This window comes from Natronospirillum sp., assembly GCF_022565775.1.
In the GTDB taxonomy this organism is placed as follows: domain Bacteria; phylum Pseudomonadota; class Gammaproteobacteria; order Pseudomonadales; family Natronospirillaceae; genus Natronospirillum.
On sequence record NZ_JAIUMC010000034.1, the window covers coordinates 12,742 to 30,560 of the forward strand.

The 17,819-nt window shown below is 58.7% G+C and carries 20 protein-coding genes and 2 tRNA genes; 7 read left to right on the plus strand and 15 right to left on the minus strand.

What is annotated here, in order from left to right; translation table 11 throughout:
• Positions 1-116 precede the first annotated feature (116 nt).
• From LAT62_RS08425 to accB, 4 genes are read right to left on the minus strand one after another with little or no spacing between them, the layout of a single operon-like run.
• Positions 117-1,289, minus strand: coding sequence for a DUF3426 domain-containing protein (locus tag LAT62_RS08425; protein WP_293381920.1), 1,173 nt, complete (start codon positions 1,287-1,289; stop codon positions 117-119).
• A 4-nt stretch (positions 1,290-1,293) separates the two neighbouring features.
• The gene (gene prmA / locus LAT62_RS08430; protein WP_293381923.1) at positions 1,294-2,235 is read right to left on the minus strand and encodes a 50S ribosomal protein L11 methyltransferase; all 942 of its coding nucleotides are present in this window, start codon (positions 2,233-2,235) and stop codon (positions 1,294-1,296) included.
• Positions 2,236-2,239: 4 nt separating this feature from the next.
• Entirely contained in the window at positions 2,240-3,580 is a 1,341-nt protein-coding gene (gene accC, locus LAT62_RS08435; protein WP_293381926.1) for an acetyl-CoA carboxylase biotin carboxylase subunit, read from the minus strand.
• 11 nt (positions 3,581-3,591) lie between these two features.
• Positions 3,592-4,071 (minus strand): acetyl-CoA carboxylase biotin carboxyl carrier protein, encoded by a 480-nt coding sequence (accB, locus tag LAT62_RS08440; RefSeq protein ID WP_293381929.1) that lies wholly within the window; start codon positions 4,069-4,071, stop codon positions 3,592-3,594.
• A 352-nt stretch (positions 4,072-4,423) separates the two neighbouring features.
• Between accB and LAT62_RS08445 the strand changes: the two genes are divergently transcribed.
• Positions 4,424-5,563: a DUF2333 family protein gene (locus tag LAT62_RS08445; RefSeq protein WP_293381932.1), complete on the plus strand. Its 1,140-nt coding sequence runs from the start codon at positions 4,424-4,426 to the stop codon at positions 5,561-5,563.
• On the opposite strand, the gene LAT62_RS08450 is transcribed toward LAT62_RS08445, so the two are convergent.
• Genes LAT62_RS08450 through miaB form a run of 4 tightly spaced genes read right to left on the minus strand, consistent with a single transcriptional unit; the run spans position 5,564 to position 9,352 of the window.
• Positions 5,564-6,463 (minus strand): HlyC/CorC family transporter, encoded by a 900-nt coding sequence (locus LAT62_RS08450; protein WP_293381935.1) that lies wholly within the window; start codon positions 6,461-6,463, stop codon positions 5,564-5,566.
• On the minus strand, positions 6,460-6,942 hold the full coding sequence (ybeY, locus tag LAT62_RS08455; protein ID WP_293381938.1) for an rRNA maturation RNase YbeY: 483 nt from the start codon (positions 6,940-6,942) through the stop codon (positions 6,460-6,462). The genes LAT62_RS08450 and ybeY overlap by 4 nt, the downstream gene beginning before the upstream one ends.
• Positions 6,932-7,969 (minus strand): PhoH family protein, encoded by a 1,038-nt coding sequence (locus LAT62_RS08460; protein ID WP_293381941.1) that lies wholly within the window; start codon positions 7,967-7,969, stop codon positions 6,932-6,934. The genes ybeY and LAT62_RS08460 overlap by 11 nt, the downstream gene beginning before the upstream one ends.
• Before the next feature lie 30 nt (positions 7,970-7,999).
• Positions 8,000-9,352, minus strand: coding sequence for a tRNA (N6-isopentenyl adenosine(37)-C2)-methylthiotransferase MiaB (gene miaB, locus LAT62_RS08465; RefSeq protein ID WP_293381944.1), 1,353 nt, complete (start codon positions 9,350-9,352; stop codon positions 8,000-8,002).
• A gap of 192 nt (positions 9,353-9,544) precedes the next feature.
• Between miaB and LAT62_RS08470 the strand changes: the two genes are divergently transcribed.
• Both LAT62_RS08470 and LAT62_RS08475 read left to right on the plus strand, forming a co-directional pair.
• Positions 9,545-9,886: a DUF1820 family protein gene (locus tag LAT62_RS08470; protein ID WP_293381947.1), complete on the plus strand. Its 342-nt coding sequence runs from the start codon at positions 9,545-9,547 to the stop codon at positions 9,884-9,886.
• 8 nt (positions 9,887-9,894) lie between these two features.
• The gene (locus LAT62_RS08475) at positions 9,895-10,725 is read left to right on the plus strand and encodes a glucosaminidase domain-containing protein (protein ID WP_293381950.1); all 831 of its coding nucleotides are present in this window, start codon (positions 9,895-9,897) and stop codon (positions 10,723-10,725) included.
• Here the strand turns inward: LAT62_RS08475 and LAT62_RS08480 are convergent.
• From LAT62_RS08480 to LAT62_RS08495, 4 genes are all read right to left on the minus strand, one after another.
• The gene (locus LAT62_RS08480) at positions 10,700-11,740 is read right to left on the minus strand and encodes a polysaccharide deacetylase family protein (protein WP_293381953.1); all 1,041 of its coding nucleotides are present in this window, start codon (positions 11,738-11,740) and stop codon (positions 10,700-10,702) included. The two genes, LAT62_RS08475 and LAT62_RS08480, sit on opposite strands and share 26 nt — an antisense overlap.
• Before the next feature lie 39 nt (positions 11,741-11,779).
• Positions 11,780-11,854: transfer RNA gene (locus LAT62_RS08485), tRNA-Gln, on the minus strand.
• A gap of 28 nt (positions 11,855-11,882) precedes the next feature.
• A tRNA-Met gene (locus tag LAT62_RS08490) sits at positions 11,883-11,959 on the minus strand.
• A gap of 94 nt (positions 11,960-12,053) precedes the next feature.
• The gene (locus LAT62_RS08495; RefSeq protein WP_293381956.1) at positions 12,054-12,272 is read right to left on the minus strand and encodes a hypothetical protein; all 219 of its coding nucleotides are present in this window, start codon (positions 12,270-12,272) and stop codon (positions 12,054-12,056) included.
• 164 nt (positions 12,273-12,436) lie between these two features.
• On the opposite strand from LAT62_RS08495, the gene LAT62_RS08500 reads away from it, so the two are divergent.
• Positions 12,437-12,991: a hypothetical protein gene (locus tag LAT62_RS08500; RefSeq protein ID WP_293381959.1), complete on the plus strand. Its 555-nt coding sequence runs from the start codon at positions 12,437-12,439 to the stop codon at positions 12,989-12,991.
• An 18-nt stretch (positions 12,992-13,009) separates the two neighbouring features.
• On the opposite strand, the gene LAT62_RS08505 is transcribed toward LAT62_RS08500, so the two are convergent.
• From LAT62_RS08505 to LAT62_RS08515, 3 genes are all read right to left on the minus strand, one after another.
• Entirely contained in the window at positions 13,010-13,594 is a 585-nt protein-coding gene (locus LAT62_RS08505) for a cob(I)yrinic acid a,c-diamide adenosyltransferase (protein WP_293381962.1), read from the minus strand.
• A gap of 22 nt (positions 13,595-13,616) precedes the next feature.
• Positions 13,617-15,602, minus strand: a complete 1,986-nt coding sequence (locus LAT62_RS08510; RefSeq protein ID WP_293381965.1) for a sensor histidine kinase — start codon at positions 15,600-15,602, stop codon at positions 13,617-13,619.
• A gap of 94 nt (positions 15,603-15,696) precedes the next feature.
• The gene (locus LAT62_RS08515) at positions 15,697-16,590 is read right to left on the minus strand and encodes a 2-dehydropantoate 2-reductase (RefSeq protein ID WP_293381968.1); all 894 of its coding nucleotides are present in this window, start codon (positions 16,588-16,590) and stop codon (positions 15,697-15,699) included.
• 123 nt (positions 16,591-16,713) lie between these two features.
• Between LAT62_RS08515 and LAT62_RS08520 the strand changes: the two genes are divergently transcribed.
• From LAT62_RS08520 to LAT62_RS08530, 3 genes are all read left to right on the plus strand, one after another.
• A complete protein-coding gene (locus LAT62_RS08520; RefSeq protein ID WP_293381971.1) occupies positions 16,714-17,124 on the plus strand; it encodes an FxsA family protein in 411 nt (136 codons plus the stop codon).
• A 148-nt stretch (positions 17,125-17,272) separates the two neighbouring features.
• Positions 17,273-17,563, plus strand: a complete 291-nt coding sequence (gene groES, locus LAT62_RS08525) for a co-chaperone GroES (protein ID WP_293381974.1) — start codon at positions 17,273-17,275, stop codon at positions 17,561-17,563.
• A gap of 48 nt (positions 17,564-17,611) precedes the next feature.
• Positions 17,612-17,819 (plus strand): TCP-1/cpn60 chaperonin family protein (locus LAT62_RS08530; protein WP_293381976.1); only part of this gene is annotated, 208 nt, incomplete at its 3' end.

Here is a 17,819-nt window from a genome sequence, read left to right on the forward strand (position 1 = left end):
ATTTTGTGGTCAGCACGGGCGCCGTATGATACTGATTCCGCCGGCGTTAGAAAAGCGCTGAGAGCCAATTTACGGGGTATCGTGAAAACCAAGCGAAGCGGGGCTGAGCGGTGCGCTCAGTAGTGAAATGTCAACCGGAAATTATTCAGATCCTCTACCGGCTGGTTGATGTTGATGCTGATGCTGACCGGACGCCCTGAAGGCATCATGTCTCCGGGCTGCAGTTCACCCGCCACATAGTCTTCTGGTGCAAAGAGACCATCGGCCACTGTGTTGCCCTGCGAGTCCTGAATACTCAGTCGCAACACGGGGAAGGGTGCGGCCCGCTCACTGCGATTGACAAACACCGCATCCAGTCGCATACGTCCGTCAGGAAGCGGCCGAAGCACGGAGCTCAGCGGCCTGATGGCCCCCGCATCAGGCCCGGCTTCCGGCAGCCCGCAGGGCAGCCATTGGCAGGCCTGGGCATAGATCGGAGAGAGGACGGCCTGCTGATTGAGCTGGTCGCGCTCCCACCAGAGCAGTTGCAGGGCCAGCACGAGGAGAATGCCCACAGACAGAGCAACCCAGCGTCCGCGGCTTTCTGTCGCTGGGCGGGCATTGCCTGCCGACAGTTCATCGAGTTCCTGCTGTGCCAGCGCTGCATTGAGTTGGCGGTGTTCGGCATCTCGGGCAGCGCTGCTGCGCCTGGGCGTGCCTGCAGTCTTGCTGCGCTCAGGGGGGCGGTCATCCAGCCGCATGTCCTGATGATGGCTGGGCTGTCGAGCTTTTTCTTCCTGCTCCAGATCGGCCAGCATGTCGAGCGCCCAACTGTCGTCCGCAGCGGCATTCTGCGATACATTAAGCTCGTTGGCCGCATTGCCGGGTTTGCCAGGGGAAGGTTCATCCAGCTCGAGAAAGGAATCACTGAACTCAAGCTCGCTGTCGCTCTCCATGTCGAGATCTTCAGCCTCCGGTTCTTCCTCATCATCCATGAAAACCAGTTCATCGTTTTCTTCATCGTCGGCACCAAACAGGAGATCATCGTCTTCATCGGCCGCAAATCGGCCTGACGTTTCTGACGGCTCAGGTGCCTGCTTGAAGTGAACGGGTGTGCCCTTGGATGATGCTTTGGCGGGTCGACGACTGGCGGAAACTGGTTGCTGCTCCGATACCAGATGTTCTCGCGCATTGAATACTTTCAGGCAGCTTCCGCAACGCACAGCACCGCGCGCGGCCACGAGTTGTTCGGCAGTGACCCGAAAAGCAGTGCGGCAATGTGGACAGCGAGTGGATTCTGTCTGCGCCATGGAGTCAATCGGATCCGTGATCGGCTGATGAGTGGCTGGCTATGCGACGGCCAGTGATTCTAGCCCAGTCGTCCTGATATGTAACCTCAATTAGAGTCAGTATATCACGGTAGGCGGTACAAACGTCGTCGACCTGGCTGCGAATGATGCCCGACAGCACCAACCAGCCATTCGGTTTGAGGTGCTGACCCAGCATGGGTGCCAGTTCAATCAGCGGGCCGGCGAGAATGTTGGCCAGCAGGATGTCGGCTCGGGTATCGCCCGGCAGGGCATCAGGCAGCATGACCCGGTAGCTGCGCGCCGATATGCTGTTGCGCTCGGCGTTGCGTTGAGTTGAGGTAACGGCCTGCGGGTCAATATCCACTCCGATCATCGACCTGGCTCCCAGCAACAGTGCAGCAATGCCCAGCACACCTGACCCACAGCCAAAATCCAGGACCTGCCGGTCGGCCAGCGCGCCGGCTTCAGCGTGATCATTGAGCCAGCGCATGCACAGCGCCGTGGTCGGGTGGGTGCCGGTACCAAAGGCCAGGCCCGGATCCAGTAGCAGATTGACGGCAGACGGATCAGGGGGTGGTTGCCAACTGGGGCAGATCCAGAGTCGGCGACCGAACTGCATCGGATGATAATGATCCATCCAGGCCCTTATCCAGTCCTTGTCTTCCAGCAGATCGGAAGACCAGTCGGGCAATTGTTGCACACCGGGCAAAGGCAACTGTTGTTGCAGTTCAAGCATAAGCGTGTCGACATCCATGTCAGCGCTGAACAACGCCGTCAGCTGAGAGCTGGACCAGAGCGGTGTGCTGCCCGGTGCCGGCTCCAGAACCGGTTCATCAGCCGCATCCTCCAGAGTCACAGCCGCAGCCCCAAGGCCCAGCAGTGCCTCTTCCAATACCTCCACCTGCTGTGGCTGCAGCCTGTGGAGTCTGAGTTTCAGCCAGTTCATCAGACTATTTGATCAGCTTGCTTTCCAGGTAGTGAATGTTGGTTCCCCCCGCCCGGAAGCCTTCATCACGCACCAATTGCTTGTGCAGATCGGTATTCGTCTTGATGCCCTCGATAACCAGTTCATCCAGTGCTACGCGCATTTTTTCCAGCGCTGCAGCCCGGTTTTCACCATAGGTGATCAGCTTGCCGATCATCGAGTCGTAAAAGGGCGGAATGGTATAGCCGTTGTAGATGTGGGAATCCCAACGCACCCCGAAGCCACCTGGTGGGTGGAACTGGCTGATGGTACCGGGGCTTGGCATGAAGGTTTTGCTGTCTTCCGCATTGATCCGGCATTCAAAGGAGTGCCCGAGCACCCGGATATCCTCTTGGCGCAGGGACATGGGCTCCCCGGAGGCAATGCGCAACTGCTCCTTGATGATATCCACACCGGTGACCTGCTCGGTGACCGGATGCTCAACCTGCACGCGGGTGTTCATCTCGATAAAGAAGAAGCGGCCGTCTTCATACAAAAACTCGAAAGTGCCGGCGCCACGATAGTTGATCTTGTTGCAGGCCCGAACACAGGCGGCCAGTACTTCGGCGCGCGCTTCCGGGTCAATGTCGGGAGCCGGTGCTTCTTCCATCACCTTCTGATGGCGACGCTGCAGTGAGCAATCACGATCGAACAAGTGAAGGGCATTGCCCTGGCCATCCGCCAGCACCTGAATCTCGACATGGCGCGGGTTGACCAGAAACTTCTCCATATAGACGGTGTCATCGCCGAAGGCGCCGCTGGCCTCGGACTTGGTCACCGAGATAGAGCTGATCAGGCTGGCCTCGCTGTGCACGACACGCATGCCGCGCCCACCGCCCCCGGCGGCAGCCTTGATGATAACCGGGTAGCCGATTTCGCGGGCCATGGCCAGATTCTTCTGGTCGTTGTTGGTCAGCGGCCCACCTGAGCCGGGTACCGTCGGTACGCCGGCCTCGATCATGGCGCGGATGGCGGATACCTTGTCGCCCATCAGGCGAATGGTTTCGGCGCGCGGGCCGATAAAGGTGAAGCCGCTCTTCTCGACCTGTTCGGCAAAGTTGGCGTTTTCTGCCAGGAAGCCATAGCCCGGATGTATGCCGACGGCGCCGCTGACTTCAGCTGCAGCTATGATGGCCGGAATGTTCAGGTAGCTGTCGGCGCTCGGATTGGGGCCGATGCAGACGGCTTCGTCGGCGAGCTTGACGTGTTTGAGGTCGCGGTCCACTTTGGAGTGCACCGCCACCGTCTTGATGCCCATTTCCTTGCAGGCGCGCATGATGCGCAGGGCAATTTCGCCACGGTTGGCGATCAGTACTTTATCCAGCATCACAGCACCTGTCAGACAATGGTGAACAGAGGTTGATCGAATTCCACCGGCTGGCCGTTTTCCACCAGAATCTCGCCAATGGTACCGTCGCGATCTGCTTCGATCTGGTTCATCATCTTCATTGCTTCGACAATGCAGACGGTATCGCCTTTCTTGACCTTCTGGCCGGGCTCGACAAAGGCCGCAGCCGTTGGCGTCGGCGACCGATAGAAGCTCCCTACCATCGGTGACTTGACGATGTGGCCCGCAGGCTCGGCACTGGGGGCGGGGTCAGCAGCCGGAGCCGGCGCTGGAGTCGCTGCCGGCGCGGGTGCGGCCGGCGCGGGTGCGGCCGGTGCGGGCGCCGGTGCGGCATAGGCCTGCGGCATGGCCTGCAGTTTCTGGGATGCCCGGCTGATACGGATCGATTCTTCACCTTCGGTGATTTCTATCTCGTCGATCCCGGATTCTTCCAGTAGTTCGATGAGCTTTTTGACTTTACGAATATCCATTGCCCGAGTCCTGTAGCGTTTTGAATGGGTTAATGCAGTGTGTACCGACACGGTGGCGCGCTGCTCTGCATGTGCGGCACCGTGAACATGACCCAAGGCTGAACGAGACCGTCGCCGTTGCCATAGTGGCAGAGACTGTAGATAAATCGGGTTCCGATTGCGTACTGGGCCATAAGTTTGTTGGATTTTGTAGTTAAAATCAGCGAACACGTAGACAATATTGGTCACAGGCAGGCGGGTCAACGCCTGATCGTGATATTTGTTATGAAAAAAAATCAAAAGACGCCGCCAATTTCAATGCATCATGCCTGAACGGTTCACATTTTAGTCGGCGCCGGTATGCAGTAAGCTGATGACTCCGGTTCAAAAGCAGCACTGGCTGTCAGGCTGCAGAGGCAACCGGCATGACAAGGCAGACAACTGGGAGACTCGACGGATGACGCAGCAGGACCAGGCAGAAGAGGGCACCGGTACGACGGCCACCCGGCGAGGTTGGCGCGACCGCGCAGACCGCTGGCGCCGTGGTGCAGTAATGACGCTAAGTACCCTGAAGCGTCGCTGGCGGCTGGCGCTGGGCGTTGCTGGCGGTGTGGTGGCGGTGATGCTGATTCTGGGGCTGTGGTGGAGTCAGGAGCCCGGCCTGCGCGATATCACGGAGATCGCGGAAGACCGTGCCGGCGACCATGACCCTGTATCCGGCCTGTATACCGCAGTGGCACTGGAGCAGACTATGGATGCTTTGCTCAACAAGCCTGGTGGTTATCTGCGCAACAGCCGCCTGCCACCGGCCGTGATGCTGGACAACATGCCGAACTGGGAGCTGGGTGTTGTCTGGCATGCCCGCGAATGGGCAGAGCTGTTGCGACGCTATATGACGCGCGCCGATCTGCAGGCCACCGAAGACGCTGACCTGGTGATTGTCGAGCCGCAGTTCTTTTTCGATACCAACAACTGGCTCCTGCCGTCGACTGATTCCGAGTACCGGCGTGGGCTGAGCCACCTGACGCAGTATATCGAGCGCCTGCAGGCCGGAAATGCCGAGTTTCATGTACGCAGCGAAGACCTCAGTCTTTGGCTGAAGCGGGTAGAAGAACGCCTGGAAACCCAGCATGAGGCTCTGATGATGAGCGTGGCCAAGCGGGCCTACGACCCGGCGCCCTTTCTGGGCCTGGAGCCGCCGGATTCGTCCACACCGCGCCTGCAAGTGGATGATGTGCTGTATCAGACAAGGGGTTACAGCTGGGCACTTATGCACAGTCTGCAGGGTGTACGCGAAGATTTTCGCCCCGTGTTTGCCGACCCGGAGGCCGCGCAAGCACAGTTCGACCTGGCGTTGCTGGAGTTGTCTGCGCTGCAGCGGCCCCTGTGGTCCCCCTGGGTGCTGAACGGCAGCGGACAAGGGCTCTGGGCCAATCATTCGCTGGTGGCCGCCGCCCACCTGGGGCGGGCCCGATTGGCTCTGGCAGAGCTCAGGGCCCAGCTGGAGGGCTGATCAGTCGGGTGAGGTCATGTGCGGGGTCAGTTCCGGCAGGGATTCCCGACGCCCGGCACGAGACACGTCCAAAAGGCGGATTCGCCGATCGTCTGCCATATGCACGACAAAGTGCCAGTTGGCGATGGTGACGGCCTCGCCACGGCGCGGCAGATGACCAAAGACATGAGTGACATAACCGCCAATGGTGTCAAACTCCTCGTCACTGAGTTCGGTCTGAAAGTAGTCGTTGAAATCGTCGACTTCGGTCAGGGCAGACACCCGATAGCGACCTTCGCCGAGCTCCTGAATGTCTTCTTCTTCCAGCGGGTCATGCTCGTCTTCGATATCCCCGACAATTTCTTCCAGGACATCCTCGATGGTCACCAGTCCGGCCACGCCGCCATATTCGTCAACCACAATGGCCATATGATTGCGGGTTTCCCGAAAATCGCGCAGCAGCCGGTTGAGGCGCTTGCTCTCCGGAACGAAGACAGGCGGTCGGATTACCTCGCCAATCCGCGCGGTCATGCGTTCGACATCGAAATCCGCTTCCCGCGCCAGGCCTAACAGGTCCTTGGCCAGCAGAATGCCGACCACAGCCGTATTGTCTTCATTCATCACGGGGAATCGGGAATGCGAGGACTGCACAATCTTGTCCAGGATGACGGTTACCGTATCACCGGGCTCGATCACCACCATCTGCGAACGCGGAATCATGGTGTCGCGTGCATGCTGGTCACTGACCTCGATGGCCCCCTGCATGATGTGGTATGCAGAGTTGTCCAGCAGCTCATTCTCATGAGCCTCCTGCAATAACTGCAGAACCTGATCCCGATCTCTGATCTCAGCCGAGAAGGCATCCGAGAGTTTCGCCAGCCAGCCTCGTTTACTGGCCTGACTACTCTGGTCTTCGCTCATGGCGTTTCTGTTTCTCCTGCCATCCGATAAGGGTCGGCAATGTTCAATTGGTTCAGCAGCTCGATTTCCAGTGCTTCCATGGCGGCTGCTTCCTTGTCATTCTGGTGGTCATGGCCCAGCAGGTGCAAGGTACCATGGATGACCATATGCGCCCAATGGTCAAGGGGCGTCTTCTGCTGCTGTTCCGCTTCCCGCAAGATCACGGCCGCACAGAGTGCAAGGTCGCCAATGAAGGGGTCGTCCCATTCTATGCCCGGAGGCGGTTCGAACGGAAACGACAGCACATTGGTGGCCTTGTCCTGGCCGCGGAAATCGTGGTTCAACTGCCGGCTTTCGGCTTCCTCGACGACGCGAATGGTCAGCGCCAGCGGGCGTCCAACATGGGCGGCCACCTGGTCTGCCCAGAGTGCGAACCTGGCTTCATCCGGCGTGGTGTCGGCTGCACCCGCCGCCAGTTGCAGGGTGACTTCAGCGGTCATGACCGGAAGGCTCCTGCCCCTGGTCCCAGCGCTCATAGGCATCCACGATGCGCTGCACCATGGGATGACGGACCACATCCTGTGAGCCGAAATGCACAAAACTGATGCCTTCTACACCTTCGAGGACTTCAATGGCATGGCGCAACCCGGACTGCTGGTTGCGCGGCAGATCGACCTGGCTGGGGTCGCCGGTAATGACCGCCGTTGAGCCGAAGCCGATACGGGTCAGAAACATCTTCATCTGCTCACGGGTGGTGTTCTGGCTTTCGTCCAGAATGATGAAGGCATGGCTTAGTGTGCGGCCGCGCATATAGGCGAGGGGCGCTACTTCGATCACGGTGCGTTCAATGAGCCGGTCGACTTTTTCGAAGCCCAGCATGTCATACAGGGCATCGTAAAGCGGGCGCAGGTAGGGGTCGACCTTCTGTGCCAGGTCGCCGGGCAGAAAGCCCAGCTTTTCGCCGGCTTCTACCGCCGGGCGGACGAGCAGAATGCGTTTGACGTCATCGCGCATAAAGGCGTTTACCGCACAAGCCACGGCCAGATAGGTTTTGCCCGTACCGGCCGGGCCCAGGCCGAAATTGACATCATGGGTCTGAATGGCCTGCACATACTTCTTCTGGTTGGGGCCCTTGGGCTTGACCAGAACCTTGGGGGTGCGCACCTCGTTGATGCCCGGCTTGTCCCACGGATTCACCTGCCCGGGATGTCGGCCTTCTGTGCGGGCTTCTATTTCGGCATCCTGCAAATGCAGATGCACCTGGTCGGGCTGCAGATCAGCACCGCCCTGGGTCATGGCATACAGGTCCACCAGCAGAGCCTGGACAACCGCCAACAGGGTCTCGGGGCCATGCACTTCGAAGGCGTTGCCGCGGCTCAGAATGCGCACATCCAGGCGCTCTTCGATCAGACGCAGATTTTCATTGCCCAGGCCGCACAGGCTGGCCAGTCTCTGTGGGTGATCGGGTTGCAGCTCGAAACGCACTGTCGCAGTTTCGGGTTTTACGGGTGATGCTGTGTTTGCCAAAAGTTAGCCTCGGATATCCGGGTGGTGATGTCAGTAAGCGAGTTCTGGGTTGACCAGTTCGCCGCGCAGCGAGTTGGCATAGGCTTCCGTGATGCGTATCTGAACGAACTTGCCAATCAGGCCAGGGTCATCGCAACGGAAAAAAGTCAGACGGTTGTTTTCGGTCCTGCCCTGCATGTCTTCTGCATTGCGCTCGGCGGTGCCGGTGACCAGAACCAACTGAATGGAGCCCACCATGGCGCGGGAAATGGCCATGGTCTGCTGCTGGATACGACTCTGCAAAATCTGCAGGCGCTGCTTCTTGACTTCCGGGGGGGTGTCGTCAGGCAACTGGGCAGCAGGGGTGCCCGGCCGCGCGCTGTAGACAAAACTGAAGGAATGATCGAAGCCGATCTGCTGAATCAGGTTCATGGTGGCTTCAAAGTCGGCCGCCGTCTCACCGGGAAAGCCGACGATAAAATCGGAAGAGAAACTGATATCCGGACGATTGCTCCGAATGCGCTCCATCTTGTCGATATAGTCTTCGGCAGTATGGCCGCGCTTCATGGCACTGAGTATGACATCGCTGCCACTCTGCACGGGCAGGTGCAGGTGGCTGACCAGTTCCGGCACATCCAGATAGGCGTCAATCAGGCTGTCCGAGAATTCGACCGGATGCGAAGTGGTGAAGCGAATGCGGTCTATGCCGTCAATGCTTGCAGCGACCGTGATCAGTTCAGCCAGGTCGGCGGCGCCACCATCGTGTTTAGGCCCCAGATAGGCATTGACGTTCTGGCCCAGGAAGTTGATCTCCCGCACGCCCTGTTCGGACAGGTGCACTACTTCGGCGAGCACATCATCAAAGGGGCGGCTGACTTCTTCGCCGCGTGTGTAGGGCACCACACAAAAAGTGCAGTACTTGGAGCAGCCTTCCATCACTGAAACGAAGGCTGATACGCCATCGCTGGTCGGTGCCGGCAGGTGATCGAACTTTTCGATTTCGGGGAAGGTGACATCGACTGCGGCAATGCGCTTGCCGGCACTGTCGGCCTTGCCCTTGAGCAGGCTGGGCAGGCGATGCAGTGTCTGTGGCCCGAAGATCATGTCCACATAGGGCGCCCGGTCACTTATGTGCTCACCTTCCTGGCTGGCCACGCAGCCACCCACGCCGATCTTGAGATCCGGGTTGCGGGCTTTCAGATGCTTCCAGCGACCCAACTGGTGGAATACCTTTTCCTGCGCCTTTTCACGAATGGAACAGGTATTGAGCAGTAGGACGTCTGCCTCTTCCTCGCGATCGGTCAGCTCCATGCCTTCTGCATCCTGCAGCAGGTCGGCCATGCGGTCCGAGTCATACTCGTTCATTTGACAGCCGTGAGTCTTGATAAACAGCTTTTTGCCCATGCAGTCTGGTGAAATCCATCCGGTTGAAAATTCAATCCGCTATTGTACCGCCGGTCCGGTCATCACAACAAGAGCGGGGACGATTTGCTGACTTTCCGGTTCGACCGTCTACTGAAACACAGTTCGTCAGAACGCTTGACGGTGTTACAATTTGGTAAAGATATCGACAACACTCAGACGGTTGGGGAGTCCATGGCAAAGCGATCGCGGAAAACGGTCTATCGGGTCATGTTTGTGCATCAGGACAAGATGTATGAACTTTATTGCAAATCAGTGTCACAAAGTGAACTTTACGGATTTCTGGAAATCGAGGAGCTGATTTTCGGCGAACGATCCAATGTGGTGGTCGATCCGGGAGAAGAGCGCTTGAAAACAGAGTTTGCAGGCGTGCAGCGCAGCTATATTCCCATTCACAGCGTAGTCCGGGTCGACGAGGTCGATCAGGAGGGTATCAACAGAGTTCGGGACCACAAAGGGTCCGGTAGTGCCAGTGTAACGCCGTTTCCGCAAGGATCACGGCCCGGGAGAGAGTAATGATAGTCATGAAAAATCAGTACCCTGATGCCAGAAGGGGGCCGCTCAGTGGTCTGTTGGTCGGCGTGTTCACCTTGGGGGTTGCCGGTTGGGGACTTTATCAGGGGCTTGAGCGGGAAGAGACCATTCGACAACAGTTTGATCCACTGATGTCGATCGACGTGCTGACCGCCGAACCCGAAGACTTGCCGGATTTCGCAGCACTTGAAGTGGTGCAGGAACGCAAGGACGAATTCTACGATTTTCTGCTGCCCATCATTCATCAGGAAAACGCGCGCCTGCTGCAAAAGCGCGCCATTCTCGAGTCCTGGAGTGATGATCTGGCGCAGGGGAACCCGCTGCCGGAACGCACCCTTGAGCAGTTGAATGACCTGGCCGAGCGCTACTATGTGGAGTTGGAGCAGGACATGGAAGCCATATTGAGCGAGCTGTTGCTGAAGATCGACGTACTTCCCCCATCGCTGATCGTGGCTCAGGCTGCGAACGAGTCCGCCTGGGGCACCTCACGCTTTGCCCGGGAAGGTAACAATCTGTTTGGCCAATGGTGCTTCAGCGAGGGCTGTGGCCTGGTGCCACAGAGTCGCCCGGACGGGGAGATATACGAGGTAAGGGCCTTTGATTCGCCGGCAATCTCAGTGCGCAGCTTCCTGCAGAACCTGAATCGTCATTTCAGCTACGAAGAGATGCGAGAAGCCCGGGCCGCTGCGCGCGACAACGGGCAGGCATTGTCCGGGCTGGATCTGGCCCCCTACCTGCTCGCTTACTCCACGCGGCGGGAAGCCTACGTGGAGGAAATCAAGCAGATGATCCGCTTCAATAATCTGCAGGCCCTTGATTGACCAGCCACTGGCGCGACAGCCAGTAGAAGCCACCGGACCGGGCGGGCGCCGTACAATTGTAGCGATTGCGCCCGTCGCGGAAATCTTCTTCCGTCTGCGCCGTCAGCACGCCACCGTCAATGCTGAAAGGGATTGGGGTGCCGGCACCGGTAAAGCAGTTGAGCGCGTCCCAGCGCACATCGTCATTATCCAGCAAGCGAGCTTCCAGGACTGGACGACGGTCGTTGGTCACCTGTTCAGGCAGCGGGAACTCCACCGGCAAGGGTCGACTCTGTAGCTTCACTTTGAGCGTGTCCAGGTTGGCCGCCGTGCCGCCTGCCGCAAAGCGGGGCAGGGCCTGCCAGTCGGAAAAATCGGCAATGCCTCCGGAATGCTGACCCATGGAGATGTAGCCCAGGTCTTCCATGATGTCGCGCAGCAGGTCGTTGTACTCCCCATAGGGGTAGGCAAATATTTTCGGGGGCTCTTCGCCCAGTTCCTCGGTCAGCCGGCGCTGTGCGGTTTCCACTGTCTCGATCACTTCCTCGCGCCAGGTATCGTCATAGGCGTCATAGCGCACCATGTACTCATGCCCGTGACTGTGATTGAGCAGGCGCACCCCTTCTTCATGCATTTCACGAAGCTGATCCCACTGAATGACAATGCGTGACCCTTGGTCTACCGGTTGCGTGGCGACAAAGACGGTAAACGGAAAGTCGTATTCCTGCATCATCGGCCAGGCGGTGTCATAGACGTTGATGTAGGCATCATCAAAGGTCAGGGCAACGGCATTGTCGGGAATGGATTCACCCGCCTGGAGGCGCTCCAGGGCCCAGACCAAATCAACCACTTCGTGGTTTTCATCCAGATAGTCCAGGTGGTCGCGAAAAACGTCGACACGGGTCGAGGTGGCCGGAGGCGTATCATTGGCCACATGGTGGTACATCAGGACATTGAGTGTGTTGGCTGAAGCCGGAAGCAATGCCACCATCAGCACGAGCAGCAATGTCATGGAGAGGGTGCGAGAGAGGCGCATAGAAAACGTTCCCCGAGGCAAATAGTCTGCAGAAAGAAATGGCTGGGCCGGGAGGATTCGAACCTCCGAATGCCGATACCAAAAACCGGTGCCTTACCACTTGGCGACGGCCCAACATCTTTTTCACATTCTATCTGCTCGTTGGTGGCTATGGCTAGATTCGAACTAGCGACCCCAGCATTATGAGTGCTGTGCTCTAACCAACTGAGCTACATAGCCCCGCGAACGAGGCGGTATTATCCATCTATTGAGCGGGCTGTCAACTATCACATGGAAGGAAATTCAAAAGATTTCAACAGCTTAGCCCGGTTGGTCAGGTGTCGGCCTGACTGCCTCCGGAAACAGGCGGCAACGGCAGCCTGCCGGCCTGTCGTTGCAGGCGAATCAGCGAACTGGCGGTCAGCAGCGCAGCCGTCAGCGCATGGTGCTGCAGGCGCTCCAGCGTTAGCATCCGATAATTGTCTTCACTCATCGCAAAAGCCAGTATCTCGTCATCCGTGAGCAGGTTTTTGCCGAGTATGATGGGTTGCATTCTGAATCTCCGCCGGCTGAACGTCATCCACTGTTATGCTTAAGAATCGGCGCCAGCCGCCGTTACTTTAGACAGTCAGAAAGAGTTATCAGCACGGCGTCGGTAAAGACGCGGCTGGAGCCCCCGGTAGTTGCGGGTTGCGCGCAAATCAGTGAGGTAGTGGCATGTTCAGTAAGCAGCAGTGTGACAGCGGTTCTCGGCCTGGCGGCTGGTCAAGGCGCGTGCGCGTGCCCCTGCTGCTGGTTCTGGCGGTGCTGGTGGCACCCCTGCTGTCCTCGCCGGTGCCGCAGCAGGATTACGACTATGTAGACAGCTATATCGACTACCGGATCTACGACCTGCCGGCGCACCTGGTATTTGCCAAGCGCTTCGGCCACTGGCATGCCAACGGCCGCAACGGCATTCATCGGTTGCTGGTGGTGGATGCCGGTGAGCCCCTGGCCAGTCGGCATCATCTGCTCTATGTGCAATGGGTCTGTGATTGCCCGAACGGCATGGGTGTGGATACGATTATTCCGCTGTCCGAACTCAACCGCGCCGGCCCGTTCATCTACACACGGCCCGAGATACGCCGCCGTGGCCAGACCTGGTACATGTCGCTGGTGGCTGAAGATACATCCACCGGCGACGTCTCGCGAGTCAGCATTTTCCTGCCACGCAAGGGGGATTATCGGGTCGAGTACGAGACCTATGACGGGCCGCCGCCACAACGGCGATGAGGCTTGACTGTCGGTTGCTCAGTCCTTGGCGTACCGGTTCTGCCACAGGATTTCTCGGCCACCGTCTTCGCTGGCGATGCTGCGCGCCAGGACAAAAAAGTAGTCTGACAGCCGATTCAGGTACTGTACTGCGTGCAGGCCCAGACGCTCGCCGTCCGGTCGGGCCTGTTCGCTTTCCGCGTCATGCAGCGCCCACAGTGACCGTTCTGCCCGGCGCGCGACGCTGCGTGCCACGTGAACGCGGCTAACCCCCTCGCTGCCCCCCGGCAGGATGAAATTCTCCAGTGCCGGCAGCGGCTCATTGAGTCGGTCTATGGCCGCCTCGAGTTCACTGACCAGATTGGCCTGTACCAATTCATAACCCGGCATGGCGAGTTCGCCCCCGATATCGAAGAGGTCGTGCTGGATCTGGTTCAGGCAGGCATCTTCGGTATGCTCGCCGCCCAAGGCAGCACGGATATGTCCCACCCAGGAGTTCACCTCATCGACATCGCCCATGGCCTGAACCCGGGCTGCATGTTTGGGCAGGCGTTCATTGGTACCCAGTCCGGTGTCACCCTTGTCGCCGGTGCGTGTATAGATGCGAGACAGTCGTTTTCCCATGAGTTATTGCTCTCCTGAAGGTTCAGCCGGCGTTTTGCTCTGGTGGCTGAAGCGGTAGTCTGATGGTGAAAGTGGTGCCGCTGTCAGCGCCTGAATTGACCGACAGCTGGCCATGATGGTGCGAGGTTACAATAAAATAGGCGACACTGAGACCCAGGCCAGTGCCCTGTCCCACTTCCTTGGTGGTAAAGAACGGTTCGAACACCCGCTTGCGAGTCTGTGCGTCCATGCCCCGTCCGTTGTCGGTCACCTTGATCACGCAGTGATGGGATGTCTTCTGACACTCGACCCGGATCAGTCCAGGCGTCTCCGGATCGGGACGATCCTGTACCGCCTGCCAGGCATTTTTCAGCAGATTGAACAGCACCTGCTCAATCTCCGTATTGGCGACGGGCACCTTGAGATTGCGGCAGTCTTCCAGATCCTTTTCAATGGTCAGGTCTCCCTCCTGGAGGTCTTGGCGCAGGTTGAGGTCACTCATGGCAATCGCCAGTGCCCGCTCGATCAGCTCTGAGATGTCAGCCGGCTGCAAACCGGTCGAACTCTGACGACTGAACTGCAGCATATTGGTCACTATGGCGGCCGCCCGCTCCCCGGAGGTCAGAATGTGATCCAGAAACCTGGGGATGTCCCGGGCGTCCAGATAGCGCATCAACTGGTCCATGTCGAGACCGAATTCATCTGCCGCCTTCTGGTTGGCCGGTGTTTCGGTCGACAGGCGTCGTCGGATCGTCTGCGCACTCTGCACGACAGCACTCAGGGGATTGTTGATTTCGTGCGCCATGCCGGCAGCGAGACCGCCTACCGACATCATTTTCTCGCTCTGTACCATCATTTCTTCCATGCGTACCTTGTCCGACACATCGTCAATGCGGATAACCGCACCAATAATGCCCGTCAGGTGAAGCGGGTAGATCACCATGTCCAATATGAGCTCCTGCTCTGCACGCTGGTAGTGAACCCGCTCGATGCGCTGAATTTGCTTGTCCAACAGGGCCCGGCTGAGGCTTTCCATGTAGCCTTCGAGCAACGGAAACGCCTCGTCCAGGCTGTACCCCAGTGCCATGTCCAGGGATCGGCCACTGAGCCGGCTCGCTTCGTCATTCCACTGGGTAATCAGGGCGTGTTCGTCCACTGCTATCAAGGCAGAGGGCATTGAGTTGATCATGGCATTCAGATAGGCCTGGAACTCCGTCAGTTTACGCTCTACACGCGACCGAACCTGCACCTCGAACTCCAGCCGCTGATTGGCATCACGGGTTTCCTGAGCCAGGGTCTGAGCCTGCACCTGGGCTTTCTCGGCCTTGTCACGCTCGCTCTGCAGCTGGACATCGCGCGTTTCCACGCGCTGCAGCATGGCATTGAAAGAATCCACCAGATCACCGATATCGTCTTCCGGCCCCTTGTGCGCACGGATAGTGAAATTCTCCTCCTGATCAATTTGCCGGGCGACCGACATCAGGTGGCGCAGGGGCGACGAGATGGCACGCTGAAACCGATAGGACACAAGAACTACCAGGGCGGCGGACAAGGCAGCCAGGAGAAACAGCCCCAGCAGTGTCTGCCGATAGAAGCTGTGCATCAAGGTGGCATTGCCCACCACGAACAGTTGCCAGCGTCCACTGGGGCCCAGATCGACCAGCCGGTGCTGGCGCGGCAGGCTGGCCTGCTCGGGCAGAAATTCGGCCTGCGCGGGCAGGGCCCGTCTTGGGGTGCGGTTGAATTCGGCGACCAGTTGCCCTTGCTCATACAGAGCGACCACCTCGATCAGGTCAGGCAGGTTGTCCTCCGATAGGCTGCGGCGGGACCAGAGTGTCTGAAAGTCGGTATTTTCCGGCAAGGCCCGGAACCCCAGTTCTATCAGGTCGATCATCTGCGGCACCAGCGTGCGATATGACAGCGTGAAGGCAATCAGTACCGAAATTATCAGGGTGCACAGCAAACTGGTCGCCAGCAGTATGGCGTTGCGCATGAACAGACGTCGATGCGCCTGAGTAGGTGTGCTCACGGCTTGACACTCACGTCGAAAACCATCACCGGATTGACTAGGGTTACTGGCAAAACTGGCATCAAGTCAGACTATTTGCAAGACAGTCGCTGCACTAGTGTCCCGAATTAACCACTCGGGACACTAGCTCTTCCAGTGGCTGCATATCGATGCTGTGCTGCCGCCCACGCCGGATCAACTCGCCCAGTATCTGCGGGGCCTCGGTCTCCCGACCATGTTGCACATCCTGCTGCATGGAGGAGTAGTTGCGCGCTGTTGCCCGCATCACGGTCTCGACCTGCTCCAGCATCTCCGGCACGTCGATCCGGATGCCTTCTGCTCTGGCTACCTGGCAGGCGAGCTGCGTCAGTGCCACCCACGCCGGCCGGTAGGTGTCTGTCAGAAGGCCGCCGTTGGGCAGGTTGTGCAGCGCAGTCAGCGGGTTGATGGCGCAATTGATGATCAGCTTGCGCCAGACAGCAAATCGGACCTGACTGGGGTCCGGTTCCCAGTGTGCTTGCAGGCTGCTCTGGCACAGTGCCTCTATCAGCGGCCCCGGGGTGACAGGTGTCCGCCAGGGGCCCGCCAGTGTCGACCCGCGGCCGGTATGGCGAATCACGCCCGGACCTTCACGCAGAGCGCCTTCAGTGGTGATGCCGACATACAGCCGTTGCCCGGGTGACATACAGTCTGCTGCCTGATCCTGCGGGCCAAGCCCATTGTGCAGCAACAGTATCTCGGCCTCTGCATCCAGCGCCGGCAGCACAGTTTGCACTGCACTGGCCACCCGGCCGGCTTTGGTGGTGACCAAAGCAGCCGCAATCCGGCTTGGGTCGTTGAGTGGTCGGGTGCGCACCTGGCGGCGCCGACCCGTATCGTCACTGATCTCGGTCGTGCCTTCACGGTAGTCCGGATGGCGCAGTGTTACCTGACATCGGGCCGGCAACGCCAGGGCACAATGCAGGCCCATGGCACCCGGCCCGATGATGTCTACCTGAAGCTCATCCATGACTGGACTCCATTTTTTGCTGTCTGTCCGGAAAAAATACCCTGCCCGAGCACATTGAGCCTTGAAATGCCGTCGGCTGCCCCCAAATTGCCGCAGTAAGTCATTGCAAGTCCGGGAGACGCCATGCCCCTGCTGATATTGCTGTTGCTGTTTTTTGCGCTGGAACTGGGGCTGTTCATAGAACTGGGATCACGCATTGGTGTGATCGCAACCCTGTTCGAGATTGTGGTATCAGCAATCATCGGTGTCCAGTTGATCCGGCTTACCGGGTTCAAGGTGCTGCAGGAAATGCAGTCCGGCATGGTCAACCAGTGGTGGCTGCAGGTGCGCCAGCAGACGATAGCGCGGCGGATGTTTGCCGGGTTGTTGATGGTCGCGCCCGGGTTCGCCACGGATACGCTGGGCCTGGTGTTGCTGATCTGGAGCTGGCTGGGCCCCAGTGGGCCGGGTACACCGCCCCCGGGCAGTGAGCGCCCCACGGATGTGCCGCCTTCCGGGCGGGTCATCGAGGGCGATTACGAGCGCAATGACTGAGCCCCTGCGCGGATTAGTCGTGCAGAGCAAAGCGACTTTCGGTGTTTTGTAAATTTTTTGCAGGGCACCTATTGAAACTGTCCTTCCCATCCCCATTTTCGGGAAGGCATAACAAACAGCCAATCTGTTTAACTGGGAGAAACATCAGATGAACATTCGTCCGTTGCATGATCGCATCGTAGTACGACGCAAAGAAGAAGAGACAAAGACCGCCGGCGGCATTGTTCTGCCCGGTTCTGCCAAGGAAAAGCCTTCACAGGGTGAAGTACTGGCGGTGGGCAATGGCCGACTGCTGGACAATGGCGACGTGCGCCCGCTGGACCTGAAAGTGGGTGATGTAGTCGTCTTCGGTCAGTACTCGGGCAGCACCGTCAAGGTTGACGGCGAAGAGCTTCTGATCATGTCCGAAAGCGATGTATTCGGCGTTGTCGAAGGCTGAACAACCACGGGCTACACCAACAGATTGAACGAATGAGGAAGATGCAAAATGGCAGCTAAAGAAGTCAAATTCGGTGATGCGGCTCGAGGCCGCATGCAAAAGGGTGTGAACCTGCTGGCCGACGCGGTCAAGGTTACTCTGGGTCCCAAGGGCCGCAACGTGGTCCTGGACAAGTCTTTCGGCGCACCCAGTGTGACCAAGGACGGCGTCAGCGTGGCCAAGGAAATCGAACTGGAAGACAAGTTCGAGAACATGG